The 25,639-nt window shown below is 63.4% G+C and carries 20 protein-coding genes; 10 read left to right on the top strand and 10 right to left on the bottom strand.

The window, feature by feature from the left end:
• Window positions 1-96: 96 nt before the first annotated feature.
• A complete protein-coding gene (locus tag AC1D10_RS28985; RefSeq protein ID WP_477278015.1) occupies window positions 97-1,194 on the bottom strand; it encodes a S1 family serine peptidase in 1,098 nt (365 codons plus the stop codon).
• 349 nt (window positions 1,195-1,543) lie between these two features.
• Between AC1D10_RS28985 and AC1D10_RS28980 the strand changes: the two genes are divergently transcribed.
• Together AC1D10_RS28980 and AC1D10_RS28975 are read left to right on the top strand one after the other, a co-directional pair.
• Window positions 1,544-2,638, top strand: coding sequence for a trypsin-like serine peptidase (locus AC1D10_RS28980; RefSeq protein ID WP_477278013.1), 1,095 nt, complete (start codon window positions 1,544-1,546; stop codon window positions 2,636-2,638).
• A 152-nt stretch (window positions 2,639-2,790) separates the two neighbouring features.
• Window positions 2,791-4,623, top strand: a complete 1,833-nt coding sequence (locus AC1D10_RS28975; RefSeq protein WP_477278011.1) for an MORN repeat-containing protein — start codon at window positions 2,791-2,793, stop codon at window positions 4,621-4,623.
• On the opposite strand, the gene amrB is transcribed toward AC1D10_RS28975, so the two are convergent.
• From amrB to AC1D10_RS28950, 5 genes are all read right to left on the bottom strand, one after another.
• Window positions 4,624-6,309: an AmmeMemoRadiSam system protein B gene (gene amrB, locus AC1D10_RS28970; RefSeq protein ID WP_477278009.1), complete on the bottom strand. Its 1,686-nt coding sequence runs from the start codon at window positions 6,307-6,309 to the stop codon at window positions 4,624-4,626.
• Window positions 6,306-9,326, bottom strand: coding sequence for a caspase family protein (locus tag AC1D10_RS28965; RefSeq protein WP_477278007.1), 3,021 nt, complete (start codon window positions 9,324-9,326; stop codon window positions 6,306-6,308). The genes amrB and AC1D10_RS28965 overlap by 4 nt, the downstream gene beginning before the upstream one ends.
• 17 nt (window positions 9,327-9,343) lie before the next feature.
• Complete coding sequence (locus AC1D10_RS28960) at window positions 9,344-10,048, bottom strand: DUF4760 domain-containing protein (protein WP_477278005.1); 705 nt, start codon at window positions 10,046-10,048, stop codon at window positions 9,344-9,346.
• Entirely contained in the window at window positions 10,045-10,368 is a 324-nt protein-coding gene (locus AC1D10_RS28955) for a hypothetical protein (protein ID WP_477278003.1), read from the bottom strand. The genes AC1D10_RS28960 and AC1D10_RS28955 overlap by 4 nt, the downstream gene beginning before the upstream one ends.
• Before the next feature lie 143 nt (window positions 10,369-10,511).
• A complete protein-coding gene (locus AC1D10_RS28950) occupies window positions 10,512-12,716 on the bottom strand; it encodes a caspase family protein (protein ID WP_477278001.1) in 2,205 nt (734 codons plus the stop codon).
• Window positions 12,717-12,977: 261 nt separating this feature from the next.
• Between AC1D10_RS28950 and AC1D10_RS28945 the strand changes: the two genes are divergently transcribed.
• On the top strand, window positions 12,978-13,382 hold the full coding sequence (locus AC1D10_RS28945) for a Fur family transcriptional regulator (RefSeq protein ID WP_095084745.1): 405 nt from the start codon (window positions 12,978-12,980) through the stop codon (window positions 13,380-13,382).
• A 1-nt stretch (window position 13,383) separates the two neighbouring features.
• Here the strand turns inward: AC1D10_RS28945 and AC1D10_RS28940 are convergent, their stop codons facing one another.
• Window positions 13,384-13,902, bottom strand: a complete 519-nt coding sequence (locus AC1D10_RS28940; protein WP_477277999.1) for a macro domain-containing protein — start codon at window positions 13,900-13,902, stop codon at window positions 13,384-13,386.
• The gene (polA, locus tag AC1D10_RS28935; RefSeq protein WP_477277997.1) at window positions 13,859-16,825 is read right to left on the bottom strand and encodes a DNA polymerase I; all 2,967 of its coding nucleotides are present in this window, start codon (window positions 16,823-16,825) and stop codon (window positions 13,859-13,861) included. Before polA ends, AC1D10_RS28940 begins: the two co-directional genes overlap by 44 nt.
• 428 nt (window positions 16,826-17,253) lie before the next feature.
• Between polA and AC1D10_RS28930 the strand changes: the two genes are divergently transcribed.
• The 7 genes from AC1D10_RS28930 (at window position 17,254) to AC1D10_RS28900 (ending at window position 23,497) form a co-directional block, all read left to right on the top strand.
• Entirely contained in the window at window positions 17,254-18,639 is a 1,386-nt protein-coding gene (locus AC1D10_RS28930) for a M20/M25/M40 family metallo-hydrolase (protein ID WP_477277995.1), read from the top strand.
• Window positions 18,640-18,761: 122 nt separating this feature from the next.
• Complete coding sequence (locus AC1D10_RS28925; protein ID WP_477277993.1) at window positions 18,762-19,382, top strand: ribonuclease D; 621 nt, start codon at window positions 18,762-18,764, stop codon at window positions 19,380-19,382.
• A 93-nt stretch (window positions 19,383-19,475) separates the two neighbouring features.
• Window positions 19,476-19,679 carry a hypothetical protein gene (locus AC1D10_RS28920; RefSeq protein ID WP_477277991.1) on the top strand — a complete coding sequence of 68 codons (204 nt, stop codon included), beginning with the start codon at window positions 19,476-19,478 and terminating at the stop codon, window positions 19,677-19,679.
• Window positions 19,680-19,789: 110 nt separating this feature from the next.
• Window positions 19,790-20,044, top strand: a complete 255-nt coding sequence (locus AC1D10_RS28915) for a GlsB/YeaQ/YmgE family stress response membrane protein (protein ID WP_379103042.1) — start codon at window positions 19,790-19,792, stop codon at window positions 20,042-20,044.
• A gap of 23 nt (window positions 20,045-20,067) precedes the next feature.
• Window positions 20,068-20,214 carry a hypothetical protein gene (locus tag AC1D10_RS28910; protein WP_013529552.1) on the top strand — a complete coding sequence of 49 codons (147 nt, stop codon included), beginning with the start codon at window positions 20,068-20,070 and terminating at the stop codon, window positions 20,212-20,214.
• A gap of 187 nt (window positions 20,215-20,401) precedes the next feature.
• Complete coding sequence (locus tag AC1D10_RS28905; protein ID WP_477277988.1) at window positions 20,402-22,681, top strand: transglycosylase domain-containing protein; 2,280 nt, start codon at window positions 20,402-20,404, stop codon at window positions 22,679-22,681.
• A 63-nt stretch (window positions 22,682-22,744) separates the two neighbouring features.
• Window positions 22,745-23,497 carry an SDR family NAD(P)-dependent oxidoreductase gene (locus tag AC1D10_RS28900; protein ID WP_477277986.1) on the top strand — a complete coding sequence of 251 codons (753 nt, stop codon included), beginning with the start codon at window positions 22,745-22,747 and terminating at the stop codon, window positions 23,495-23,497.
• A gap of 12 nt (window positions 23,498-23,509) precedes the next feature.
• Here AC1D10_RS28900 and AC1D10_RS28895 read toward each other — a convergent pair whose 3' ends face one another.
• Window positions 23,510-24,634, bottom strand: coding sequence for an MFS transporter (locus AC1D10_RS28895; protein WP_477277984.1), 1,125 nt, complete (start codon window positions 24,632-24,634; stop codon window positions 23,510-23,512).
• Window positions 24,635-24,690: 56 nt separating this feature from the next.
• Window positions 24,691-25,635, bottom strand: a complete 945-nt coding sequence (locus tag AC1D10_RS28890; protein ID WP_477277982.1) for a zinc-binding dehydrogenase — start codon at window positions 25,633-25,635, stop codon at window positions 24,691-24,693.
• Window positions 25,636-25,639: the final 4 nt, after the last annotated feature.

Here is a 25,639-nt window from a genome sequence, read left to right as displayed (position 1 = left end):
TCACAGACTTTTCCTGGAATTGCTCCTGACAAGCCGGCAAACAAGAACGGCGGGAACCTCTCCCGCCGTTATCATGCAAAACCTAATGGCCGGGCCTCAGGGCGTCTTCGGCTTCTGTGCAGTGCCTAGCCCAGCCTTGGGCTTTTCCGGTGCCGGTGCCGAGGTCTTCATCTTCGCATCGATCCAGCTCGTGTAGTTGGCCAGCCGTGTGTAGATGCCGTAGGCGTCCTTGTGGCCACAGGCCGCACTCCCGTCCGCCGGGCCTTCGCCCCAGCTGACGACGCCGACCTGGACCGGGCCGTCGGCGCCGGTCATGAACAGTGGGCCGCCACTGTCGCCATTGCAGGCATCGCGCACGCCGCTGGTGGTACCGGCGCAGATCATGTTGCTGGTCAGCGGGTCGGTCATGTCGGCGGCGATCGCATTGGCGGCCGCATCGATGCCCTTTTCCGAATAGCGCATGCGGTGGGACAGATCGCCCAACGCTGCCTTCAGATCATGCGCGTAGATGGCTTTGATGCCGCTGTTGCAGGCCTGGTTCGGCTGCAGGTCGAGATCGGCAACCATCAGCGTGGTTGGAAAGGTGCCATCCTGCATCTTGCCCCAGCCGGTGACGGTCGTCTTGCCGGTGTCGGGGGTCGCGCCATGGGTAAGCTTGATGGTCGGCGCATCGGCCGGTTCGGCAAGCCGGAGCAGGCCGAGGTCGCTGTCGAGCGTCTGCTCGCTGTAGCCATCGTTGACGATGACCTCCACCACCTTGTGGCGCTTGCCCTCGCTGAGATCGGTGGCGCCGGTCAGCACGGTGACGGCATCCGGCGAGATCGGCCGGCCCTTGTCGTTGAGGCAGTGCGCCGCCGTCAGCACCCATTGCGGCGCGATCAGGCTGCCGCCGCAGAATTGCGCATTGGCCTGCGAGGCCGGGTTCTCGTCCAGCCTGTCGGTGGTAAGCAGCGCGACCTGGAAAGGATAGGCGCCCTTTTCGGCCTGGTTGCCGCCATAGACGCGATCGGCGCCGTCGGGATTTTCCGCCGCGGCTTTCGCCCTGGCATCGGCGACACGGTTGATCGGCGAAACCGCCGCCTCCGGTCGGGCGGCACCTTCGTCCGCCTGGGTGGAATTGGCGGCCGCAAGGGCGGCAGCGATGCCGAGCAGCGACGCGGCGGCGATCGGCCTGAACCGATGGATGATGTGCACCTGAATCCTCCTGAGACACGTTCCCGAACGAGCCAGCCCCCGGCGCATGATCAACGAAACAGTCCCGGCAAGTCAGGCGTTGCTTCGCGGAGTGCGTTCCCGTGCGGAACCCGTTCAAAACCCTATAGCCCCCCACGGGCTACGTGGAAGCGAATTGTCATTCCAATGTTGTATTAATTTAGGCAGTATATCTGCGCGGGTATCTTTGGCGGGGGCCTTAGACAGACCGCATGGGGTGATGATCAGGTTCAGGCGCCGGTAACCAAACTCATTTTTCGGCTTCACCACGATCTCGACAATATTTCTGTATTTTGATCAAGTCCTTGCTGACTTTTGGGAGAGTCTCACCATGACAAAACTGACAAACGCTATCATTGCGTCCGCATTGCTTTCCACTGCGATGTGGACGGCCCCGGGTTTCGCCGCCGATCCTGGCTCCGCCAGTACCGGCAATGGCGAAAGCATGCGGGACGTGACTTCAGGCGACTACAAGCCCGGGCGGGCCAAACCAATTGCGCCGCCGACGCTGACTGACGAAGACAGCCGCGCCGCGCCGCTTGCTGACGAGGCAACGGCTGTCAAATCCTATGGCATCGTCGGACGTTCCGCCGATGGCAAGGAGATCAAGATCGAGCCAAGCGAAGCGCTGCGGGACCTTATCATCAAGGAACTGAATGCGCCGGCCAATGGAAAGGACGCGGGTCCGCGGAAGACCGAAGATCCCGATCTGGGCGAAGGCGAGGCTGGCCGTCAGGTTTTCGGGCCCGACGATCGCGAGCAGGTCAAGAACACCAAGACCTATCCGTTCTCGGCAATTGGTTATCTGGAAGCGAAATCGCCGAAGACGGGCAGCTTTGGCAGCTGCTCGGCGACGCTGATCGGCCCGCGCACGGTGCTCACCGCGGCGCACTGCCTCTACAGCCATGAAGACAAGGACTGGCTCTCCGATTATCTGTTCGTGCCAGGTCTCAACGGCAGCACTGCCGACGACGCACCGTTCGGCGCCTTCACCTTTGAAAGCGCCTATGTGCTGCAAGGCTTCATCGACAACTACCAGGGCTATTATGGTTCGGTCCTTCTGTGGGATCTCGGCATCGTAACCCTGAAGCAGGATGTCGGCACCAACCTCGGCTGGCTGGGCTACGCCAATTATGACGATCTGGGCGACTTCACCGCCAACCTCGTCGGCTATCCCGGTGACAAGCCGATGGGCACGATGTGGAAGGCAAGCTGCGAAGTGCATGCCGAGAACATCGCCCCGGAATATTTCCAGTATGACTGCGACACGTTCCCGGGGTCGAGCGGCAGTTCGGTCTATGCCTACGACAACAACTCCAAGCAGCGCATCATCACCGGCGTCAACGTGGCGGAAAGCCCCGACGCGAACACCGCCGTGCGCCTGAACGCCGCCAACGTCCAGTGGATCAACAGCCTGTATAAATAACGCTGCGGAATTCGCGGTTGAAACAAAAGGCGGCGGGGGCGACCCCGCCGCCTTTTTCGTGCCGCGGTTCAAATGCGGCTTCTCTTGCACGCGGCCGGCTCGCCGACTACGCTCGACCGGCCAAGGGGTTGGCATCCGAAGGGGTTCAAGGGATGGCGCGGGCAAGGGCAGTGTTGGGGATCGCGGCCGCATCGCTGCTGGCCGCGTTGATGGTTTCACCGGCTTTCGCCGATCCGGCCGCCGCGCCTGCCAGCGGTGCCTGGGCGGAACGGGTGCAGATCCTGTACCAGGCAGACACGCGCTCGGTGCTGCGCAGGATGGTCCGTGTGTGGGACTTCCATCCGGAACAGAATCTCGACTTCGCCTGGGAGCCGGCGGCCGGTCAGTCGCCCGACCGGACGATCGCCGAAGACGGCACCATCAACGGCAAGGGCAGGCTGGTGTGGCGGGTGCGCGGCTCGGCGAGCTATGACCCCAAGACCATCTATTCCAGCTATTTCGGTGACGTTCGGAATGGCCGGCCCGACGGACAAGGCCGGCTCGAGCTGCGCTCGGGCGAGGTTTTCGACGGGCATTGGCTTGCCGGGGAACTCAACGGAAAGGGCATCCATGTCGATGCCGACGGTAACCGTTACGAGGGGCAGTTCGTCGCCGGCGTGCCGAATGGTGAAGGCCGATTGCTGTCCAATACCGGCGAGATATTTGCCGGCTCATTTGTCGACGGGTTGAGGAACGGCAAGGGCCGTACCCGGCTGGCCGGAGGCACCGTCTACGAGTCGCAATGGGCGATGGGCAAGGAGGTCGGCGGCTCGCGCCCCGACGTGCTGGCCGATGCCAGGGTCGGCGGATTGCTCAAGGCGCAGACCGGCGGGGGCGATGCCGACAAGGTCGAGATCGGCGTGGCGGTCGACCAGCGCATGACCCAGCAATCCGACATGCAGTACCAGCATCTGGTGCGCGACGAGGATATCGCGATCTATCCGCAGGCGGACCAGTACAATGACAGCTGGAACGGCACCGGCCAGGTCACCACCAGCAATGTCTATGAAGGCATGGAGTGGGAGGATGCGCCGGCCTTTGCCGAGGTCGACCTGAAGACGTCAGACCAGTCCAGGGTCAAGCTCGACAGTCTGGAAATGAAGGTCGCCGCCAGCGACGCCTATCGCAAGCCGATGCTGTCGATCTCTGAGCATTTCGGATGCGTCGGCTTCCGGCCGGATTTCTCGATCGTCAACAATGGCTGGGGTGACGCCAAGGACATGAAGATGTCGATCCAGTTCACCACGGTCGATGACGAAGGCAACCCGACCGGTGACCCCAGCCGCATGTTCAGCAAGGAGGTCGGCAGTTTCGGCGAGGGCGTCGATGTGTCGATCAAGAGCGTGCTCACGGAAGCCGGTGTCGATACGGCGAGCCTGGAGACGGGCCGGTTTCCCTGTCCTTCGGTGGACAGTCTCAATGTCTGCCGCAGCCAGCTGACCAACAAGATCAAGTTCGGCGAGGTCGCCGACTATCTCGGCAACATGCAACAGGCGATGACGCTGAATGCGATCGGCAAGTTCGATTATTCCTGGGCGGATGATGAAGGTCATGTCTACCAGCAGAGCGAGCCGTTCCGCACCTCCATCACCATGGCGGTTTTCGAGACCCCGGAATCGATGGCCGAATGCGGCGATGGCGGCGGTGGCACACCGGAAGCGATGCGCTACCAGAACATCGAGTTCCCGATCGGCAAGCATGACTACACCATCGCCATGCCGGTGCGTGGCAACAAAAAGATCAGCGCCTACACGGCGCGGCTGAAGATGTGGTCGTCGATGTCGTCGATCCATAGCTTCAGCATCGCGGCGCACTTCGCCGATGGCAGCGTGCGCGAGAGCAAGCCGGTGACCTTCTTCTATTTCCGGCCGAAGCAATCGCTGTTCGAGACCAAAACCGAGCCGGCGGCCTGCTATCTGCCACGCGACATGGTCGGTTGCGGTTAGCTATTTGCGACCCATCTCGAAATAGTTGGGCAGCGGCAAAAGCCGGGTATAGATCGTGCCCTGGGCGAAGATGCGCAATTCCAGCATCGATCCCGATGACCGCTCGGCGCTCTGGTCGAAGAGGAAATTGCCGAGCGAATAGACCTCGGCCACGTCGCCGCCGGCTAGCGGAACGATCGCCTCGCTCGAGACATGCGGATGGCCGCCGACGATGGCCGAGACGCCACGCAGCCGCATCTGGTCGGCAAGCATGTCCTCGCGCACCGACGCTTCGGTCCTGTATTCGCGGCCCCAGTGGACGAAGGCGACCACCGGCCGCTCGGCATTCTGGTGCAGCAGCCGGTCGAGCAGGGCAGGCGTCAGCAGATCGGTGTTCTTCGAGCCGTTGGTGTCGATGTCGGTCAGGCCGACAAGGTCAAGATCGGCAAGCGCCAGCGTCTCACCCTGCCCGAAATGCGGGATGCCGGCCTCGTCCAGGGCGCGCAGTGTCTCGGCATAGCCTGACGGGCCGAGATCAGAGGCGTGATTGTTGGCGAGCCCGACGCCGGCGACATGCAGCCTTTTCAGCATGTCGGAAGCCAGACCTTGCGGCATCGCCAGGGTCATGTCGTCGATCGCTTCCGGCACGTTGGGCAGGATGACGCCTTCGAGGTTGACGATCAGCGGCCGTGAACCGGTGAGGGCCAGAACGCTGTCGACGATCCGGTCGGCGACGCCGTCGTGAACCAGAATCTTCTTCATCGCGCGGCCGAAATTCACGTCGCCGGCCAGATAGTAGATCCTGTCCTTTGGCCGTGCCGGGTTGTTGAAGCCGGGACCGAAGGCGCCGAACAGCGCCACCACATAGCTGGTGGTCCGCTCGACATAGTCCGAGGTGTGTCCCTGCGAGTTCTCGTTGGCGACGACCAGTGGCTGGGCGCCGAACAGTTCGCGCTGCAGCCTGGTCTGGATGTAGAGCGCACCGACGGAATCGGCGTGATCCGGCTGGCGAAGCGCCGCTATGCCGTCGAGCGATCCGGCGGCCAGCATGTTGAGCGTCTGCTGGTCGAAGCGTCGTGCGTCGTGCTGGGGCAGATAGTGCGAGAAGTCGGTGGATTCGACAATCAGCGTGTCCTGGTCGACGATGGGCTTCAGGGCCTCGGCCAGCCTGTCCCAGTCGCCACGGCGCGCCTTCACCGACATCGCCACGGGGACGATTTCCGCCTCGGGAAAATAATGATGCAGGAAAGGCAGCATGGCGCGCACGCCATGCTCCTTGTCGAACAGGCAGGACTCCTCGACCATGTCGCTGTTCGTCTCAAGGCGGCGCACCGCCTGTACGTCGGCGGCGACCGGGCCAAGCACGGTATCGAAGCCGCGCAGCGTGGTGGCGTACAGTTTGTGCGTCTTGTGGAAATGGTCCGGCGACAGGATGATGATGCGCTTGTAACGGAAGCCGGAGGCCGCCCGGAACCCGAGCGCCACGAGGTCTGCGGCCAAGAGATGATGCGGAACGGTGATGCCGGTGAGCCGCTGGTTGGAAGGCTCGACATTGGCGACGCTGGCGATGGCATCCTTGAACAGCGTGGCGTCGTCATAGAAGGGCGGGAAGTTTTTGGTGCCTGGCTGGCAGACGACAGGGGCGGCCCGTGTCGCGCCGCTGACGATAAAGAAAAAGACGATGATCGTCAGCAGGCGGGCCATCATGGCTCGGCCAGGACGATGTTCTCCACGCCGCCGACATAATAGAACGGCTTTTGCTTGGACGATGTCAGCCGCACCACTTCGCGCGAAATGTAGTCGGCAAGGCCGAACAGCGTGACGCCGCCATCGGACGTCCTCGCCTTGCCGCGCAGGCCTTCGAGGATCGAATAGGTGAAGACGCCGTGGCCGAGTTCCGGCAGTTCGGCGGCGGTGTTGTTGGCGGCGGTGGCCGAAAACACGACGATGCGCGCGTCCTGCGCGTCCTTCTCCAGGCGCGGATTGAAGGCGTTGGCGGCATGGCAGGTGTCGAGCAGCATGAACCGCATGCCCTTGGCCCGCTCGACCGATTTCTGGATGTCCGACCAGTCGACAAGCGAGGAGCGCTTCCAGCGCTCGGCATCCTGTTTGCGGCCGTCGGTCGGGATGAAATAGTAATCCTCGTCGATGTTGATGCCGTGGCCGGCGACGAAAATGATGGTGGTGTCGTGCTCGCCCGGTCTGTCGAGGAAATCGGCGAGCTGATCGTCGATCGTGTCGGAGTCGGGCTCCATGACGTTGTCGGCGCTGGCGATTGTATAGGTCTGCCTGGCCTTGTCGGGGGCCTCGTCGAGCGCTTCACGGTTGACCAGAACCAGTGTCTCCATGGATGAGAACAGTGGCGCCGATTTCTGCGAAATCACCTTGAGAAACTCGGTGGCATCATCGACGGGATAGCGCAGGTCGCAGGCGTGGCCCGAACAGGCGTCGGTCAGGAACGGATATTTGTCGACGCCAATGACCGCGACATAGAGCTTGCCCCTGGCCTCGGCCTTCTCGGTCTTTCTTGCCAGCGCTATTACGCTGCGTTCGGTCAGATAACCGAATTCGTTGGTGCCGGTGATGCGGATGGTGTTTTCGCCATTCTCGACCGGTATCTCGACGGTGGTGCTGTTGCCATCCACCACCGAGCGGGCGGTGACGTCGCCGACATTGCGGCTGTTCGACAGGATCGAGAAGCCAGCGACATCGGTCCCGCCCTCCCTGGCACCCGTGATCTCGACGGCGACATAGCCGTCACGCACCTTGCTCTGGTCGTCAGCGAGGCGGATGTCGAATTCCGGCGGCTTGCGCTGCAGCAGCTTTTGCAGCTCGTTGTCGACGCCCGGACGCATCTCTCTGACCGCCTGTTTGGCGCTGCGCAGGATGATGGCCCGGCGTACCATTTCCGGGCTCCAGAGATATTTCTTCAACTGGCCGGCGCGGATGAAGCGGCCCTCATGGTCGCGGCCCTGGTTGACCTGCCAGCCGATCAGCTTGTCGCCCTCGTCGGAGGAATAGTAGAAGCCCTGCGGCATCCAGGCGATCCATTGCGAGCCGGCAAAGAACATCGAGACGATCAGCTCATGCGTCTTCAGGTTCCACAGCCGGAGCGTCTGGTCGGCACTGCCGGTAATCAGAAGACCAGCTTTATCGGAAGCAACCATGGCGTTGATCTCGCCGGTATGGCCGGTGAACTCGCCAGACACTTTCGCGGTCGCGGTCCGGTATTCGATCAGCGTGCCATCACTGCCGCCGGTGATCACCCCAAGGCCATTGTCGATCAGCGTATAGGCCGAATGGACAAAGCCGTTGGTGGCATCGTTCTCGATGCTGTGCACCATCTTGCCGCCATTGGCGATCTCCAGCATGGCGTTTTCCAGCGCGTCCTTGCCGCCTGGCGCTGTGCGCAGCGACCACTGGCCGTCGGCCAGAGCGGCGCGGGCAAATGAGCCCGGCTCCGTCAGCGGCTGCGGGTCCTCGAAGAAACGCTCGGTGGTTGGTAGCACCAGCCTGTTGTCCAGCGCGCCCTGTTCTTCCGGACAGGAAACGCGCTCGGGGCATGGGTTGGCGTTGCTCCAGGCGATGACGTCGTTTGCCACGTCGATGCCGACGGCGGTCACCGGTTCGCCCACTCCCTGCAGCAGCGCCTTGCGCTCGCCGGTCGCGGGGTCCCAGACCTGGATGGCGTTGCGGGTGCCGCCGGCGGTCGCCACCAGCGAACCATCGGCATTGGCAGTGCTGGCATAGACCGTCCCGTCATGACCGGTGTAGTCGAGCACTTTCTCGCCGGTGTCGGTGTTCCAGACGATGGAGCGGTGCTTGTCGGCGCAGCGATAGCCGCAGGAGGCGACCAGCCGCGCCCCCTTGGCAAAGGTCAGCGAGCCGATGAGGAAATCCTGCTTCGGCATGGCGCGCACCAGCGTGCCGTCGGCGGCGTGCCAGAGCTGCACCTGCCCGCCCTTGCTGCCGGTGGCAAACAGGCTGCCATCCTGCGACACGGCCAGCGCCATGACACTGATGTCCCGCAGCGGCTCGGCTTCGGCCGGCAAGACGATCTCCTCGCCCTTCGCGACGTCCCAGAGCCGGATGCCGTTGTCGGTGGTGGTCGCCACCAGCCGGGTTCCCGCCGCTGCGAAGGCGAGCTTGTCGATGTGCCAGGAATCGGCATCGAGCTTCTTGTCCAGCGCCCAGCCGGTCGCGGACTTGTCGTCCAGCCGCCAGAGATAGACCACGCCATCGGCGCCACCGGCGGCCAGGCTTTTGCCATCGGGAGAGAAGCTGAGGTCGTAGGTCGCGTAGTCCGCGGCCGTGAGCACCGCCTTCATCTTGCCGGTGGCGAAGTCGAAAAGCCTGATGTCGCCATAAGGCGGCTTGTCCCCGAGGCTGGCGCCGAAATAGCCGCCGGCGGCGATCGTCTTGCCATCCGGCGAGACCGCGACCGCGAAGATCTTGCCGTCGCTGCCGTTGCCGAGATAGCCGCGAATGGTGCGCAGCGTCACCCCGCTCTGCCAGTCCCAGATGCGGATGGTCTTGTCGTTCGATGCCGAGACGATGTCCTCGCCGTCGGGCGTGAAGGCGAGGTCGGTGACCTGGGCACTGTGGCCGCCGGTGTCGAGATCGAGGTGGAAGTCAGGCGCCTCTTCGGCGCGAGCAGCCGATGAGACAACAAGCGCACCGGCCATTGCCAGCCAGCGGCAGGCGCGCATGAGGCGGACGCTCATGGCGAATTTTCCCATCGCTACTTGGCTTCGGCAGCAGGCGGCCCATTGCGCACATAGTCCTCGATCGCCGAGGCGAAAGTGGGCGAACCCGCCTTGCGCTGCTTGTCGACATAGCCGGCAAAATAACTCCAGAACGAGACGGCATAGTCGCGGAAATAAGCATCGGTCACTTTGCGCGAACACAGATCGCCGTCGACGCAGAAGGACAGGCGGTTGAGGAAATAGACAATGCGGTCGAAATTTTCGCTGAAATCGGCAAGCGGCATGTCGCCACCAGTGGCGGTCATCGCCTCGATGCCGATCCGCTGCCGGAACACCTGTTCCTCGGTCGGCGACGGGTTGGCGCTGAGCAGATTGTCGTATTTGGCGTTGAGGGCCGCAAGACGATCTTTCAGGGCGCGCTGCGCCTGCTGGTAGTCCTTGGTTTCCCAGAGCTCAACCAGCGACATGGTCTGCTCGACGCGCTTCTGCTCCTGGTTGGCCAGGAACTGGTAAACCGAGAACATCAAGGTGAAGATGATGGCCAGACGCACCAGAAGGCCCGACCAGGCATAGACCAGCATGCGCCAGTCGCGGTCGGTGAAGGGGTTCGCTTCCTTCTTGATCTCGTGGCTGCTCGGCCACGGAAAACCTTCGGTGGTTTCCGGCAGCGCCGGTTTCGTGGCTGGCGCCTTTGCGGGCGCGGCAGCTGCTGTTCTGGCGTTGCCCGTCGGCTTCTTCATCCGCAGCTGTCCAGTTCGATGACGGCAGAGGGGTCCAGCACGATACCGGGCGCCTCCAGCTTCTTTTTCAGGCATTCCAGCTGCAGGCGCGAAATCATGAACTGAACATCGGGCTCCGCCGGCCCCTTGTTCGGTGACGGCAACGCCTCGACCACGCCGCGCGAGGCGCAGTTGCTGAGATCGACGACAACGGCGCCGCTGCTGCTTTTGGCGATCTGGTCGTACTGATCGAGAAAACAGGTGGCCAGTTCCGAGTTGGTGACGATCTGCTTGGCACACAGGCCACAGGCCTCGTCGGCCGAAGCATTGGCGATCAGCATCAGGCTGCCGGCAAGGCCGGCAATCGTTCCACGCCAGGAAAACACAGAGTTCTTCACAATCGATCCTATCCGCTTCATCCGGCCGCCTGCGCCATGGCCGCGGCCGGAATGTTCTCATATCGCGCCGATCGCGCAAGAGCTCTTCAGGCGCGTGGCACCGTCTCCATCGGGAAGATCATCACCGCGCCCTTCGGGCCGCTCTTGTCGGCAAGCCGCATCACCGAGCGGGTTGCCGGCGCCATGCCGAGATCGGTCAACATGTCCGAGAAGCTGGCAGGCCCCAAGCCGCGCGTCATCGATGCGACGCCATCCTGCGCCAGGAAGCTCAAATCCTCCTTCTCGCTCTCCGGCGGCGCCTCGGTCAAAACCGCGATCATCCTTTCCATGCCGAAGCTGGTGTCCGTGAAGGCCAGCAGTCCCTCCTCGAGCGAGGCTTGCGGCGCGAGGCGTTCGGCGACGATGTGGGTGATCGAATAGTCGCTGCCGACATAGAGCACGTTGATGTCGACCAGAAGATCAGAGCCGTTCCTGGCCAGCACATGCACTTCGTCGCCCGGCGAGACGCGAGGCACCACCGAAGCCTGCAACGGTTCGAGGCCATCCTTGTCGCGACGCTTGACCTGGAACTGGACGTCGACGTCCTCGGGCTTGTAATCGGAGGCGGCCGCCAGCCGCGACAGCCCGGTGGCGCGGAAGATGGTGCGCAGATTTCGGGTCGTCGCCTCGACCAGCTTCTGCCGGTCATCCATGTGGATGATGATCAGCGGTGGCTTGCTGCCGTCCTTCAGGGTCACGTCGCCCGACGCCGGCAGGAACCACAGTGCGGGCTTGTCGGTCGCGTCCTTGGCCGCACCTGCAATGGCATTCTCGCGCATCACCGCGAAGCGAAGCTCGGCGCTGTTGCCGGGGTCGACCAGTTCGATGTTGAAGCCGGTCTCCTTGGCCGTGGCCAGTTCGTCGAGAACCGAATTGACGAGAGCGGTTTCCTTCTCAAGTCCCTTGGTCGCGGCCGGCCGCGCGACGACGAGCTTGTAGTCGACGGCGATCTCGGCCACCCGCGCATAGGCATTGGCGGGAATGTCGGCGAGCTTGAGCACCGGCTTGTTGTCGAACTCGACCGGCTTGACGCGGCTTTCCAGGTTCTTGGCAGATTGCACTTCGAGATAGCCGACCGCGTCGGAAAGCGGCGACAGCGCCGAATTCAGGATGGCGAGCTTGCTGCCGGGGGTGAGGCGATGCAACAGGCCGGCGCCGATCGTCGCGTCACCGTCCTTGATGACAACAGGCCACTGCATGACCGCGTCCGTCTTGTCGGTGCCGAACACGCGTGCGTCGAGTTCGCCCTCGAACAGCGGTGTCGGTCGCGTGCGGCTGTCGGCCGAATATTGCTGCAGCACGGCCTGGCCGAGCTGGCGATAGGTGATGTTGGGGTTCTCGGCCAGCTTCGACAGGATGGTGAAGGTGAACAGACCGAACCGTGGTGCATCCGTCGCGCCTTTGGGCAGCGGCATCTCCGGCGTCGTCTCCACCGTCTGCGCGGCATAGAAGGCGACCAGCTTGCCCTTGGTGATCGGTTCGCCGCCGGTCGGGGTCAGGTTGAAGGCGGGCTTGCGCTTGCCGTTCTCGTCGACGCCGCGCGAGCCGGCGGCCGATGTGACCTCGTCATAGGCCTTGATCGCGGCGGCCCGCTCGGCCTCGTTGCCGCCGACTAGGTCGGCGAACTCGACCTTGCGCTCCATTTCGTCGTCGACCTCGACGGCGCGTGTCGCGGTGCCGGAATGGCAGCAGTCGAACACCACCCAGACGAAGGCGCCTTTGTTGCGGATGGCGTCGAGCGCAGCACCAATCTCGTTGTCGACCAGCGCATTCGGCACGCCGGCATCGCGGTTGATCCACTTGTCGATGTCGACGGGCAGGAAAATCTCGTCGAGCCCGTCGGTCTCGTCGCCCTTGACCATCTCCGGCTGCTGGGCGCCGTGGCCGGACAAATGCAGATAGACGAAATCGTCGTGCTGCACCTTGGCGGCGAGGTCGGCCAATGCAGCCTTGATCGCCGCATGGGTCGGCAAGCCGCTGGCGTCCGGGACATCCTTGGCCAGCAACGTTACGTTCTCCGGTGCGAACCGCACCGGATCGGGCACGTTCTTCAACAGATATTCGTGGACGAGGCCGGCATCGTTCTTCGGCCCGATCAGCCAGTTCCTCTGCGGCAGGTTCGGATATTCGGTGCAAGCGATCAGCAGCGCATGATAGGTGCGCGATGCGGCCATGGTCCTGAACGACACCATGCCGGCCATCGTGAGCGCGGACGTGCCGACCAGCAGCGTCCGCCGCGTCAATTTGATCATGATTGCTTCCCCAAGCCCGATCGAATTTCCAAGCGCGGCAACTGTTGCCGAGGATTTTGTCAGTATTTTGAATGTTGCGTCGGAGAGCAACCCGCCTGTTACCTCCGCTCCGGTCGACGACGGTTGGTTGTCGACAGCCTTCCGGGCGGAGATGTTGGAAACAGTAGCAAAAATGCCTGTTCGTCGCTATCTGGTTGGGACAGGGATCGTTTGCGCGCGGAAATGATGCGCAAGCGACGCAAGACAGGTTGGAACAGGATCATGGCGGCAAGGGATGTGCTGACGAAGAACCAGCTGTGCGTGCTCGAGAAACTCGAGGCCGCCAGCGGGCCGCTCAGCGCCTATACCTTGCTCGACCAGCTGCGCGAGCGTGGTTTTCGCGCGCCGCTGCAGGTTTACCGGGCGCTCGACACGCTGGTGAAGTCCGGCTTCGTGCATCGCCTGGAAAGCATCAACTCCTTCGTCGCTTGTGCCGAGCCGCATGACCACAGCCATTCGATGACCGCTTTCGCCATCTGCGACACATGCGGGCAGGTGACCGAAATGTCCGACCACGATGTCGACCATCGGCTGGACGAATGGGTGCGCTCGACAGGCTTTGCCGCCAAGAAGGCGGTGATCGAATTTCGCGGGACGTGTGCCAAGTGCCTGGCTGAGGCCGCCTAAGCTACGTCTCGAACTCGTTCAAGAATGTCTCATAAATAACATATCGCGTGGCTCCGGGGGTGAGTTGCTCCAAAAGCAGGGGCTTAACCTCGTCCTGCCACGACAGCTTGCCCAACCCAGACCCGATTTTTGGCAAAGCAACGGATTCTATCAGGTTCCTGTCAGCCCACTTGGCAAGCCCACGAACCGCTTTGCGTAGATAGGGAAGTGTGGCGTGATACATGTCGGGCTGGGTCGCCAGATAGACAAAGCCGGGCTGCTCGCCATCCGGCTTCAGGACCCAGACTTGCCCTCCCGTAAATTTACCTGCCCGCGCGTGTTTCTTGAAAGCGGCCTGTACATTGGGCCATTTTCTCGAAATCTTCAGTGCGAGGCCGGTGCCAAGCCCCTCCTGATTGCCCTCCGCGACGCCCTGAGCGATATAATTTTCTTTTGCTGCCAGCAAATCCCCCTCGACAAAGACAATCATCGGATTTTCAGTGCGCTTCGTCCCAGTTGTTGGCGGCTCGGGCGTCGACATGCAGCGGCACCGACATCGATACCGCCGGCATCGCCGCGTTTTCCATGACGTGACGCACGACCGGGATCGTCGCCTCGACCTCCGCCTCGACCGTCTCGAAGATCAGCTCGTCATGCACCTGCAGCAGCATGCGGGCGGAGAGCTTCGCATTCTCCAGCGCCTCGTCCATGCGCACCATGGCGCGGCGGATGATGTCGGCGGCGGTGCCTTGCAGGCGGGCATTGATCGAGGCGCGCTCGTTGAAGGCTCGCAGTGAAGGGTTCGACGAGCGGATATCAGGATAGTGGATGCGGCGGCCGAAGATCGTTTCGACGAAGCCGTGCTCGCGGGCATAGGCCTTGGTCTCCTCGATGTAGTCGCGGATACCGGGGAAGCGCTCGAAGTATTTCTTGATGTAGTTGCCTGCTTCCTCGCGTGGGATCGACAGCTGGTTGGCGAGGCCGAAGGCGGAAATGCCGTAGATGATGCCAAAATTGATCGCCTTGGCGCGGCGGCGGATTTCCGAGGGCATGCCTTCCACGGGCACGTTGAACATTTCCGACGCGGTGATGGCGTGGATGTCGGCGCCATCGGCGAAGGCTTGCCGCAATTGCGGGATGTCGGCGACATGGGCGAGCACCCGCAGCTCGATCTGGCTGTAGTCGGCCGAGACCAGCCGGTTGCCCTTGTCGGCGATGAAGGCGGTCCTGATCTTGCGGCCCTCGGCGGTGCGCACCGGAATGTTCTGCAGGTTCGGATCGGAGGATGACAGCCTGCCCGTCGTCGTCGCTGCCAGCGCATAGGAGGTGTGGACGCGCCTGGTGTCCGGATGGATGAAGCCCGGCAGCGCATCGGTGTAGGTGGATTTCAGCTTGGTCAGCTGGCGCCAATCGACGATCTTGCGCGGCAGTTCATGGCCTTCGGCGGCGAGATCTTCGAGAAGCTGCGCCGAGGTCGACCACTGCCCGGTCTTGGTTTTCGAACCGCCGGGCAGGCCCATGCGCCCGAACAGGATGTCGCCGAGCTGCTTGGGCGAGCCGATGTTGATGCGCTCGCCGACGAGTTGGTAGATTTCCTCTTCCAGCCGGGCGGCGCCCTGCGCCAGCTCACCCGAGAGCCGCGATAGGATCTGCCGGTCGACCGAAATGCCGCGCTGTTCCATGCGGGCCAGGACAGGCACCAGCGGCCGCTCCAGCCGCTCGTAGACCGACACCAGGCCCTTGGCGGCGAGCCGTGGCTTCAGCACCAGCCAGAGCCGCAGCGTCACATCGGCGTCTTCGGCGGCGTGAGCGGTCGCCCTGTCGATGTCGACCTGATCGAAACCAACGGAGCTTTTGCCGGAGCCGGTCACGTCCTTGAGCTGGAGAGGGGTGTGGCCAAGCCATTTCTCGGCAAGCGAGTCCATGCCGTGACCATGAGGGGTGCCGGCATCGAGCACATAGGAGATCAGCATGGTGTCGTCAAAGGGCGCGACATCGATGCCATAGCGGCTCATGACGACAAGATCGTATTTCAGGTTCTGCGCGATCTTGAGAACCGACTTGTCTTCCAGCAGCGGTTTCAGCACGGCCAGCGCCTCGCGAAGCTGGATCTGGTTTTCGACCACGCCGCCACCGAGCAGGTCACCGTTGCCGCTCTTGTGGGCAAAAGGAATGTAGGCGGCGCGACCGGGCGCCGTGGCGATGGACATGCCGATCAACTCGGCTTGCATCGGATCGGCCGACGTCGCCCTCACGTCGAAAGCAGCAAGGCCGGTCTCGGTTGCCTCGGCGACCCAGGCTTTCAAGGTCGCGACATCGCGGATGCGGTGATAGGCCGACGTATCGATCTTGCGAGTGGCCGCGCTCTCCAACCGGAGCGCGGCGAGCAGGGAAGGGGTGTCCCCCTGCTTTGGCGTTTCCGTCGCCGGTGTGGTTGCAGCTCCGCCGGCCTGCCCCAGTTCGGTGCCGGCCGCGCTTCGGGCAACGGCGGGCGCACCAGATCCGACATCCGGGCCATGCGCGGCGTCGGCACGCTCGACGGTCACCGCGACGGCCTGGACGTCGCCGGCCTCGGTGCGGGTCGCCTCCGCCACGCGGCGGGTCAGCGAGGTGAATTCCATGGTCTTGAGGAAGCCGATCAGCTTCGGCCCGTCCGGCGCGTGCAGGACGAAGTCGTCCAGTCCTTCGGACACCGGCACATCGTTCTTCAGCGTCACCAACTGGCGTGAAATGCGCGCCTTGTCGGCATTGGCGATGATCGATTCGCGCCTTTTGTCCTGCTTGATCTCGCTGGCGCGGGCAAGCAGGCCGTCGAGGTCGCCGAACTGCTCCAGCAACTGCGCCGCCGTCTTCGGGCCGATGCCGGGCACGCCAGGCACATTGTCGACGGAGTCGCCGGTCAGCGCCTGCAGATCGACCATCTTTTCCGGCGGCACGCCCCATTTCTCGACGACTTCCGGAATGCCGATCTGGCGGTCCTTCATCGGGTCGTACATGCCGACCGTGGCGCCAACCAGTTGCATCAGGTCCTTGTCGGAGGAGATGATGGTGGTGTCACCGCCCGCCTCGCAGGCGAGCCTTGCATAGGTGGCGATGAGATCGTCGGCCTCATAGCCTTCGATCTCGATGCAAGGCAGGTTGAACGCCCTGGTCGCCTGGCGGATCAGGCCGAATTGCGGGATCAGGTCTTCCGGCGGCGCCGAGCGGTTGGCTTTGTATTCGGGATAGAGATCGTTGCGGAAGGTTTTTGACGAATAGTCGAAGATGACGGCGAAATGCGTCGGCACAATGCCTACATCGGTGTTGCGGGCATCCAGCATCAGCTTCCACAGCATGTTGCAGAAGCCGGAAACGGCCCCGACCGGCAGACCGTCGGATTTGCGGGTCAGCGGAGGCAGTGCGTGGTAGGCACGGAAGATGTAGCCGGAGCCGTCGATAAGGAAGAGATGATCGCCTTTTTTCATGTCGGCAGGGATAGCGCGGCTCGATGCTGCGGTCCATGCCAAAGGCGCCGGCACCCACCGGTTCCGGCAACACCCTGACAGAACGGCCGCGGGCCGGCCGGCTCACGGCCATGTTAAAAAAGTGTAATTTTCGTGCCCTTGAATCGCCACGTTCAAAGACACAAATAAAGGTCATCGGCAGTTTTCGCCGAGTCCGGAGCAAGGCCCGTCCCCCGCCTATCCCGGACACCTGCGGCAGCCTATCCCCCCTCTCCGGGCTGCCGCATCGTTTCGAGTAGAAGAAGGCCGCCGTGGTTCCCCCTCCACCACGGCGGTCTTTTTTTGTCGTTCGACAGGCGTTCACAGTCCCGTGGTCCAATGATCGCGGGCTTTTCGTTTTCCTGTCCTGCCTTTACGGTCGCGGTTCTGAATCGAAAGGCTTGCAAAAAATGTCCGCAGTTTCTCCCGTCCTCGACCGTCTCGACACGAATCTCGACCAGAGCCTCGAGCGCCTGTTCGGTCTGCTCAGGATCAAGTCGATCTCCACCGATCCGGCCTATGCCGCCGACTGCCGCAAGGCTGCGGAATGGCTGGTGGCCGAGCTCAAGGTGATCGGCTTCGACGCCAGCGTTCGCGACACGCCCGGACATCCGATGGTCGTTGCACACCATGACGGACCAGCCGGTTCGCCGCATGTGCTGTTCTACGGCCACTACGACGTGCAGCCGGTCGATCCGATCGAATTGTGGGAAAGCGATCCGTTCGCGCCCGCGGTCAAGGAGGTTGAACCCGGTCACAAAGTGATCACAGGGCGTGGTTCGGCCGACGACAAGGGCCAGTTGATGACCTTCGTCGAGGCTTGCCGCGCCTGGAAGCAGGTGCATGGCAATTTGCCGTGCCGCATCACCATCCTGTTTGAGGGCGAGGAGGAATCCGGCTCACCGTCGCTGAAGCCGTTCCTCGAGGCCAATGCCGACGAACTCAAGGCCGATTTCGCGCTGGTCTGCGATACCGGCATGTGGGACCGCGATACGCCGTCGATCTGCGTCGGATTGCGTGGACTGGTCGGTGAAGAGATCACGGTGAAGGCCGCAGATCGCGACCTGCATTCCGGCCTCTATGGCGGTGCCGCCGCCAACCCGATCCGCATCCTGGCCAAGGTTTTGGCCGATATCCACGACAAGGATGGCCATATCACCATCCCCGGTTTCTATGACGGCGTCGAGGAAACGCCGTCGCAGATCCTGAAATCATGGGAAACGCTTGGGGAAACGGCCGAGACATTCCTAGGCCCCGTCGGCCTGTCGATCCCGTCGGGTGAGAAGGGCCGCTCGGTGCTGGAATTGACTTGGGCGCGGCCGACGGCCGAGTTCAACGGCATCAACGGCGGCTATACCGGCAAGGGTTTCAAGACGGTAATCGCGGCGGAAGCCTCCGCGAAGGTCTCTTTCCGCCTCGTCCACAAGCAGGATCCGGCCAAGATCCGCGCCGCGTTCCAGAAATTCGTCAAGGAGCGCATTCCGGCCGACTGTTCGGTCGAATTCCACCGGCATGGCGGCTCGCCGGCAATCCAGCTTTCCTATGACTCGCCGTTCCTGGCCAAGGCCAAGAACGCGCTGTCCGACGAATGGCCGAAGCCGGCGGTGACGACGGGCAGCGGCGGCTCGATCCCGGTGGTCGGCGATTTCCAGACCTATCTCGGCATGGAATCGCTGCTGGTCGGCTTCGGCCTCGACGACGACCGCATCCACTCGCCCAACGAGAAATACGAGCTGAGCTCCTTCCACAAGGGCCAGCGCTCCTGGGCGCGGATTCTCGAAGCGTTGACGCTCTGAGCAGTGGCACCCAAGTTTTCCTGTTGATTTTTCAGCGGATCGCAGCGAGGACGGGCCACGAGAAAAAGCGCCGCGGCGTCCCTTGCCGGTCAAGGGACGCCAAGGTTCGATCGGAGAAGACAATGGCCGACATCCGTTTCCACAAGAATGACCTGCCCGACCTTTCGCACTACGATGTCGAGGCGGTGGCCATCGACACCGAGACGCTGGGGCTGAACCCGCATCGCGACCGGCTGTGCGTGGTGCAGATTTCGCCGGGCGACGGCACCGCCGACGTGATCCAGATCGCGCCCGGCCAGAAGAAGGCGCCGAACCTCGTCAGCCTGCTGAGAAATCGCAGCGTGACCAAGCTGTTCCACTACGGGCGCTTCGATCTTGCCGTGCTCTACAATGCGTTCGGGGTGATGCCCGAGCCGGTGTTCTGCACCAAGATCGCCTCGCGGCTGACCCGCACCTACACCGACCGGCACGGGCTGAAGGACATCTGCTTCGAGCTTCTCGGCGTCGGCCTGTCCAAGGCGCAGCAATCGTCGGACTGGGCGGCCGAAACGCTGTCGCCCGAACAGCTCGAATATGCCGCATCCGATGTGCTCTATTTGCACCGATTGCGCGATGTCTTGGCCGGACGGCTGGCGCGAGAGGGGCGGACCAAGGAGGCCGATGCCTGCTTCCGCTTCCTGCCGACGCGTGCCAAACTCGATCTGATGGGCTGGGGCGAAGAGGATATCTTCGCCCACAGCTGAGGCCCGCGCGAGGATCGGCTCCAGCGGCCAGTTGGAACCGGATGCGGACCAACGCGTTCTGTCGGCTCAGTTTGTCGGTTCAAGGGGGATGACGTGGCGGACAGAAAGCCGATATCGACTGCGCCGAGGGACGGCTCAAAGGTCTCCGTCACCTGGAAGGACAGCGACGGAGTCGTCAACGAATCCATCGCGCAATATCGGGACGACGGCTGGTGGGTCTACACCGATAGCCACACACAAAAGAAGGTCGAACCGACCAGCTGGCGGCCTGCCGCAAGCGACGATGACGATCAGTGAGCGCGCCGCTGGCGAGGCTGGCGGCTTTCGAATAGCCTGAACTCGTTGATATCGAGGCCGATTCGGAGCTTTCCGTTCCGCCGTCGCCCTCTTGCTCGGAGGAAATCGCTATGGGTGTCGAAAGCCTGATCGTCTTCATAATCATTGGTGCCATCGCCGGCTGGCTCGCCGGCCTCATCGTCTCGGGTTTTGGGTTCGGCCTGATCGGCAACATCATCGTCGGCATCGTCGGCGCGTTCATCGCCGGCTGGCTGTTCCCGCGGATCGGCTTCTCCATAGGTGGCGGCGTTCTCGCCTCGATCATCCATGCCACTATCGGCGCCATCATCCTGTTGGTGCTGGTCAAGGTCCTGAAGCGAGCTTAGCTCGATAACCGAAAGAGCGCGCCATGAAACAGAATACGCTCTATCTCGTCATTGGCGCGCTCGTCGTCGTGGTCATTGCGCTCGGTATCTATGTCTATCGGGAGCAGACCAAGCCGAAGGGCGTCGAGCTCAAGATCGACGACAAGGGCATCTCGATCCAGCAGAATTGATAGCATCGGACCCGCCGCCGATCGTCGTGTCGGGCATGCGGGCGGCGCGCTGATGCGCCGTTCGGGCCGATCCGTCAGCAATTGAATCCACATTGCTTTGATTTTTCCCGACTTAACCCGCCCTTAAATCGCCGCATCTACTCTTCAACCCGAACGCCATAGGCATCGGGGATATCAAGCACAGCGCATGGCGAACCGCAGAGACAGCCGCATCGAACCCAGTTTCGAGGCACCGCCGCAGGCGAGATCCTCGGCGGGTCTTTCGGCGAACGAAGAGGATCGCGTCGTGCCGAGCAATCGCAAAGCCTCCGCAAAACGCAAATCATCGAAGGCGAAATCGTCACGCGGTGGACGTGGCAGAAGCCGGCGCGGCCTGTTCGGGGTGTTCGGCCGGCTGTTCTACTGGTGCTTCGTGCTCTCCATCTGGGGCGGCATCGCCGTGGCCGGCATCGTCGTCTACTACGGCGCCAAGATGCCTGCGGCGACGACCTGGTCCATCCCCGACCGCGCTCCCAACATCAAGATCGTCTCAGCCGATAACCAACTGCTCGCCAATCGCGGCATGAGCGGCGGCGAGGCCGTTGGCCTGCACGAAATGTCGCCCTATATCCCCGAAGCCGTCATCGCCATCGAGGACCGCCGCTTCTACTCGCATTTCGGCATCGATCCGATCGGCCTGTCGCGTGCGATGGTGACCAACTTGCTTGGTGGGCATTTCTCGCAGGGCGGCTCGACGTTGACCCAGCAATTGGCCAAGAACCTGTTCCTGACGCCCGACCGCACGCTGGAACGCAAGGTGCAGGAGGTGCTGCTGGCGTTGTGGCTGGAGCACAAGCACACCAAGGACCAGATCCTCGAAATGTACCTCAACCGGGTCTATTTCGGCTCCGGCGCCTATGGCGTCGAGGCGGCTTCGCGCCGCTATTTCGGCAAGAGTGCGCGCGACGTCACCTTGTCTGAAGCAGCACTGCTCGCCGGCCTTCTGAAGGCGCCGTCGCGGCTGTCGCCGGCGCGCGATCCGAAGGCCGCCGAGGAACGCTCGCAGCTGGTGCTTGCCGCCATGCGCGACGAGGGCAAGATCAGCGGCAAGGAGCTGGCCTCGGCGATGAGCGCGCCGGCAACGCGCGCACCGTCCTACTGGACCGGCTCGGAGAACTACGTCGCCGACACCATCATGGAAGAACTGCCTGACCTGATCGGCGACGTGCGCGGCGACATCATCGTCGACAGCACCGTCGATCTGACGCTGCAGAAACTCGCCGAACAGTCGATCCGCAAGCTGATCGACGACAGCGGCAAGAAGCTCAACGTCACCCAGGGCGCCCTGGTGTCGATCGACGATTCCGGCGCGGTTCGCGCCATGGTCGGCGGCTACGACTATTCGACCAGCCAGTTCGATCGTGCCTCGGAGGCACGCCGCCAGCCGGGTTCGGCGTTCAAGCCGTTCGTCTACATGGCGGCACTTGAGGCCGGCCGCACGCCCGACAGCGTGCGCAACGATGCGCCGATCAAGATCGGCAACTGGACGCCCGACAATTACGGCGGCAAGTATTTCGGCAAGGTGACGCTGGCCACGGCGCTGGCGAAATCGCTGAATTCGGTCGCCGCCCAGTTGACCATGGAGGTTGGGCCGAACGCGGTTGTCGAGGCGGCGCACCGCATGGGCATCCAGTCCGACCTGCAGTCCAACACCTCGATCGCGCTCGGTACCTCGGAGGTGACGCCGCTGGAGCTGACATCCGCCTATGTGCCGTTTGCCAATGGCGGCTACAAGCCGGACATCCATTTCATCCGCCGCGTGACGACCACCGACGGCAAGGTGCTTTACGACAGCGGTGGCGGCAATGCGCCGCGTGTCGTCAAGCCTGAGATCGTCGGCATGATGAACTCGATGATGACGGGTACGGTCGAGATCGGCACCGCCAGGAAAGCGGCTTTCGCCTGGCCATCCGCCGGCAAGACCGGCACCAGCCAGAATTCGCGCGATGCCTGGTTCGTCGGCTACACCGCCAATCTCACCACCGGCGTCTGGTTCGGCAATGATGATGGCAGCCCGATGAAGAAGGTCACCGGCGGCGCGCTGCCGGCGCAGGCCTGGCACGAGTTCATGGTCGCCGCGCATGAGGGCGTGCCGGTGCGGCCGCTGCCCGGCATCTGGAAATCGACACCGGCCGACACCATCGTGCCCGACGAGATACCCTCGGCCAACAACAGCCAGCCGGCGCCGGTTCCGTCCGCGTCCGTTGGCCGGCAGGCGCCTGATGCGCAGGCAGCGGCGCCGGTTGCCCAGGCGCCAGCACCGGTCCGCGCGGTCCGTCCCGCCCAGACGGTCGATGCCGATGGCCTTGCCATGCCGGAGGACGACGGCGCCACCGCGTCGATCAAGCACCCGGTGCCGCCCGGCAATGTCGGCGGCCCGCTGAAGAAGAAGCAGACCTCGATCCTCGACATACTCGGCGGCGGCTGAGCGGCAACTCGCCTCTCGCCACCTCGACGTGGTTCAGCTACATCTCCGGCCCGGAGATCTGACATGGCTGAACTCGACACCAGAAAAACCATCGTGCTGACCGGCGCCAGCCGCGGCATCGGCCACGCCACGGTCAAGCGGTTTTCGCGCGAAGGCTGGCGCGTCATCACCTGTTCGCGCCAGGCCTTTGCCGAGGATTGCCCATGGCCGGCCGGGCCGGAAGACCACATCAAGGTCGATCTCGCCGACCAGGAAGATGTCGGCATCGCCGTGTCGGAAATCCGCCACCGGCTGGAAGCGCATGGCGGCCAGCTGCACGCGCTGGTTAACAATGCCGGCATCTCGCCTAAGCTCAAGGACGGCAACAGCCGGATGGACTCGATCGAGACGCCGATGCATGTCTGGCGCGACGTGTTCCAGGTCAATTTCTTCGCGCCGATCATGCTGGCGCGCGGGCTGTTCAAGGAATTGGCAGCGGCCAAGGGCTCGATCGTCAACGTTACCTCGATCGCCGGCACCCGCGTACATCCCTTCGCCGGCACCGCCTATGCGACATCGAAGGCGGCACTCGGCTCGCTGACGCGCGAGATGGCGCATGATTTCGGCCCGCACGGCATTCGCGTCAACGCCATTGCGCCGGGCGAGATCGACACCGCGATCCTGTCGCCGGGCACGGACAAGATCGTCGAGACGATACCGCTGCGGCGCCTCGGCACCACGGCGGAGGTAGCCGACATCATCTTCTTCCTGTGCTCGCAGCAGGCATCCTACGTGACCGGTTCCGAAATCCACATCAATGGCGGCCAGCACGTCTGAGCCGGTTGGCGGTCAGATCGTCCTTGCCCGTCCGGCAAGAGCACCGAAAGCCGCCATCAGCAAGGATGCGACGGCGCAAAATGCCAGGGCCGCGCTCCAACCCCCGGTCGCATCACGCGCAAGGCCGACAAGCGGCGGACCCGCTGCCGCCAGCGAATAGCCCAGACTTTGTGCCATTCCAGAAAGCGCCGCCGCTTGATGGCTGTTCGAGGCTCGCAGGCTCACAAATGCCAGGCCGAGGACGAAGGCGGCAGCCGCGCCGAATCCGAACAGCGCGACCCATAGCGGTGCCAGGTCTGGAAGCTGCCATAGACCGAGCAGCGAAAGGCATGCGAGAACCGATACGCCGATGGCGAGGGCCTGCTGGTTCTTCATGCGGCGGACGGCCGGACCGAGGATCAAACCGGGAACCGCGGTCGCCAATTGCAGCAGCCCATGCATAGAGCCAGCACCGGCCGCGGAATAGCCCGCCTCCATAAGAATGGCCGGCAGCCATCCAACGACGACGTAGAACACCAGCGAGGTCAGGCCGAGATAGGCAGTCACCTGCCAGGCGAGCGATGACTGCCAGATGTGGCCGGCACTGGACGCAGAAGTATTCTCCGCGGTTGAAACCGAGCTGAGCCGCAGTTGAGGAAGCCAGGCCATCAGCGCCATTGCCGGAAAGATCAACGTGCCGGCGAGGGCAAGATGCCAGTTCGACCCCGGCAGCGCGGCAAGGGGGATCGCTGCTGTCGATGCGAGCGCCTGGGCCAGTCCGGAGGTGATGGCGTAAGCCCCCGTCAAGCTGGTGATCCGGTCCGGAAAATCCCGTTTGAGCAGGCTCGGAAGCAGAACGTTGGCGACGGCAATTCCGCCTCCGAGGATGGCCGTGCCGAGGAATAACGCCCAGATCGAACCGGTCGAACGCACGACGATCCCGGTCGTGATCACAAGCAAAGCGCCGAACAGCGATCGTTCCATACCGTGTCGGCGCGCCAGGATGGGCGCGAACGGTGAAATCGCGGCGAATGCGAGCAATGGCAGGGTCGTCAGGAGCCCGGCCTCGGCCGCGCTGATCCCGTTGGTCTCGCGGATCATTCCCAGCATGGGTGCCACGCCAGTGAAGGGCGCGCGGAGCGTCGCGGCGATCAACATGATGCCGACCACGAGAAGGCCATGGCCGCTGGAAGTCCGAACGATCTCTCTTATCGTCATCGCGCGCTCCTGATCTGAGTAGGTGCGACCATGGTGAGAACGGCCTTGCCGCTGAAGCTGCGCTGCCGGAGGGCTTCCAGGGCTTGGGCGATGTCTGTCCACGGCACGGTCAAGGCCACGCGTGTTTCAAGCCTGCCGACCGCGACCAGGGCGAGCAGCGAGGCGATGTCCGCGCCAATGCCTGAGCCGGAAGTGTAGTAGGCAAAGGTGTGAAGCCTCGCCCCCTCGTGACCCGGAACGAACTGGCGAAATCCAATGGGCGTGAGTTCGCCGCTGCTCGAGCCGAACATGACAATGGTGCCGCCCGGCGCCACCCGTTCGATCGCGCGTGCGAGGCTTGCGCCGCCGACCGACTCGGTGATCAGCGCAAACGGCCCCCCGGCCATTTCGATCGCTTCGACAACCCGCTCAGCGCCCAGGCCGCGGAGATCCTCGGCATGCCGGGCTGCGGCGATCGCAGTCACCGACGCGCCCTGCTCGCGGGCGATCTGGACCTGGAAGCGACCGACCGCGCCACTTGCACCGGTGATCAGGACCCGCTGGCCGGCAAGGTCACCGCCGAGGCGCAGGGTGCGCAGCGCGGTCGTTCCCGCGACCGGAAGCGTGGCGGCGGAGACGAAGCTGACGTCATCCGGGAGGACGGCGAGACGGTCGGTTGGAACGGCCACACGTTCGGCCCAGCCGGCCTGGTCGACCAAAGCCACGACCCGGGCGCCTGCAACTGGTCCAGAGCCATCGGTTGCTGCGCGTTCGACAATCCCAACAATGTCCTGGCCGGGTATCCAGCCATTCGGACGTATGGCGAGCAAGCGCAATTCGCCACGGTTCAAAGAGGTCGCGTGGACCGAGATCAGCGCTTCGTTCGATGCCGGCTGAGGCTCGTCGAACTCCGCTAGCTGTAGCCCGGTGGGGCTATCGGGAGAGATGACTAGGGCGAGCATGGTT

The organism is Mesorhizobium sp. P2_A8 (genome assembly GCF_056404935.1).
This window is presented reverse-complemented; position numbering and strand designations above follow the sequence as displayed.

Bases quoted from the DNA above. Each gene is read 5' to 3' on its own strand.
- AC1D10_RS28900 (WP_477277986.1), top strand. From the start codon at position 22,745: ATGGCTGAACTCGACACCAGAAAAACCATCGTGCTGACCGGCGCCAGC.
- amrB (WP_477278009.1), bottom strand. From the start codon at position 6,309: ATGATGGCCCGCCTGCTGACGATCATCGTCTTTTTCTTTATCGTCAGC.
- AC1D10_RS28950 (WP_477278001.1), bottom strand. From the start codon at position 12,716: ATGATCAAATTGACGCGGCGGACGCTGCTGGTCGGCACGTCCGCGCTC.
- AC1D10_RS28955 (WP_477278003.1), bottom strand. From the start codon at position 10,368: ATGCTGATCGCCAATGCTTCGGCCGACGAGGCCTGTGGCCTGTGTGCC.
- AC1D10_RS28915 (WP_379103042.1), top strand. From the start codon at position 19,790: ATGGGTGTCGAAAGCCTGATCGTCTTCATAATCATTGGTGCCATCGCC.
- AC1D10_RS28890 (WP_477277982.1), bottom strand. From the start codon at position 25,635: ATGCTCGCCCTAGTCATCTCTCCCGATAGCCCCACCGGGCTACAGCTA.
- AC1D10_RS28940 (WP_477277999.1), bottom strand. From the start codon at position 13,902: ATGTCGACGCCCGAGCCGCCAACAACTGGGACGAAGCGCACTGAAAAT.
- AC1D10_RS28975 (WP_477278011.1), top strand. From the start codon at position 2,791: ATGGCGCGGGCAAGGGCAGTGTTGGGGATCGCGGCCGCATCGCTGCTG.
- AC1D10_RS28965 (WP_477278007.1), bottom strand. From the start codon at position 9,326: ATGAGCGTCCGCCTCATGCGCGCCTGCCGCTGGCTGGCAATGGCCGGT.
- AC1D10_RS28980 (WP_477278013.1), top strand. From the start codon at position 1,544: ATGACAAAACTGACAAACGCTATCATTGCGTCCGCATTGCTTTCCACT.
- polA (WP_477277997.1), bottom strand. From the start codon at position 16,825: ATGAAAAAAGGCGATCATCTCTTCCTTATCGACGGCTCCGGCTACATC.
- AC1D10_RS28960 (WP_477278005.1), bottom strand. From the start codon at position 10,048: ATGAAGAAGCCGACGGGCAACGCCAGAACAGCAGCTGCCGCGCCCGCA.
- AC1D10_RS28910 (WP_013529552.1), top strand. From the start codon at position 20,068: ATGAAACAGAATACGCTCTATCTCGTCATTGGCGCGCTCGTCGTCGTG.
- AC1D10_RS28945 (WP_095084745.1), top strand. From the start codon at position 12,978: ATGGCGGCAAGGGATGTGCTGACGAAGAACCAGCTGTGCGTGCTCGAG.
- AC1D10_RS28895 (WP_477277984.1), bottom strand. From the start codon at position 24,634: ATGTTGATCGCCGCGACGCTCCGCGCGCCCTTCACTGGCGTGGCACCC.
- AC1D10_RS28905 (WP_477277988.1), top strand. From the start codon at position 20,402: ATGGCGAACCGCAGAGACAGCCGCATCGAACCCAGTTTCGAGGCACCG.
- AC1D10_RS28930 (WP_477277995.1), top strand. From the start codon at position 17,254: ATGTCCGCAGTTTCTCCCGTCCTCGACCGTCTCGACACGAATCTCGAC.
- AC1D10_RS28925 (WP_477277993.1), top strand. From the start codon at position 18,762: ATGGCCGACATCCGTTTCCACAAGAATGACCTGCCCGACCTTTCGCAC.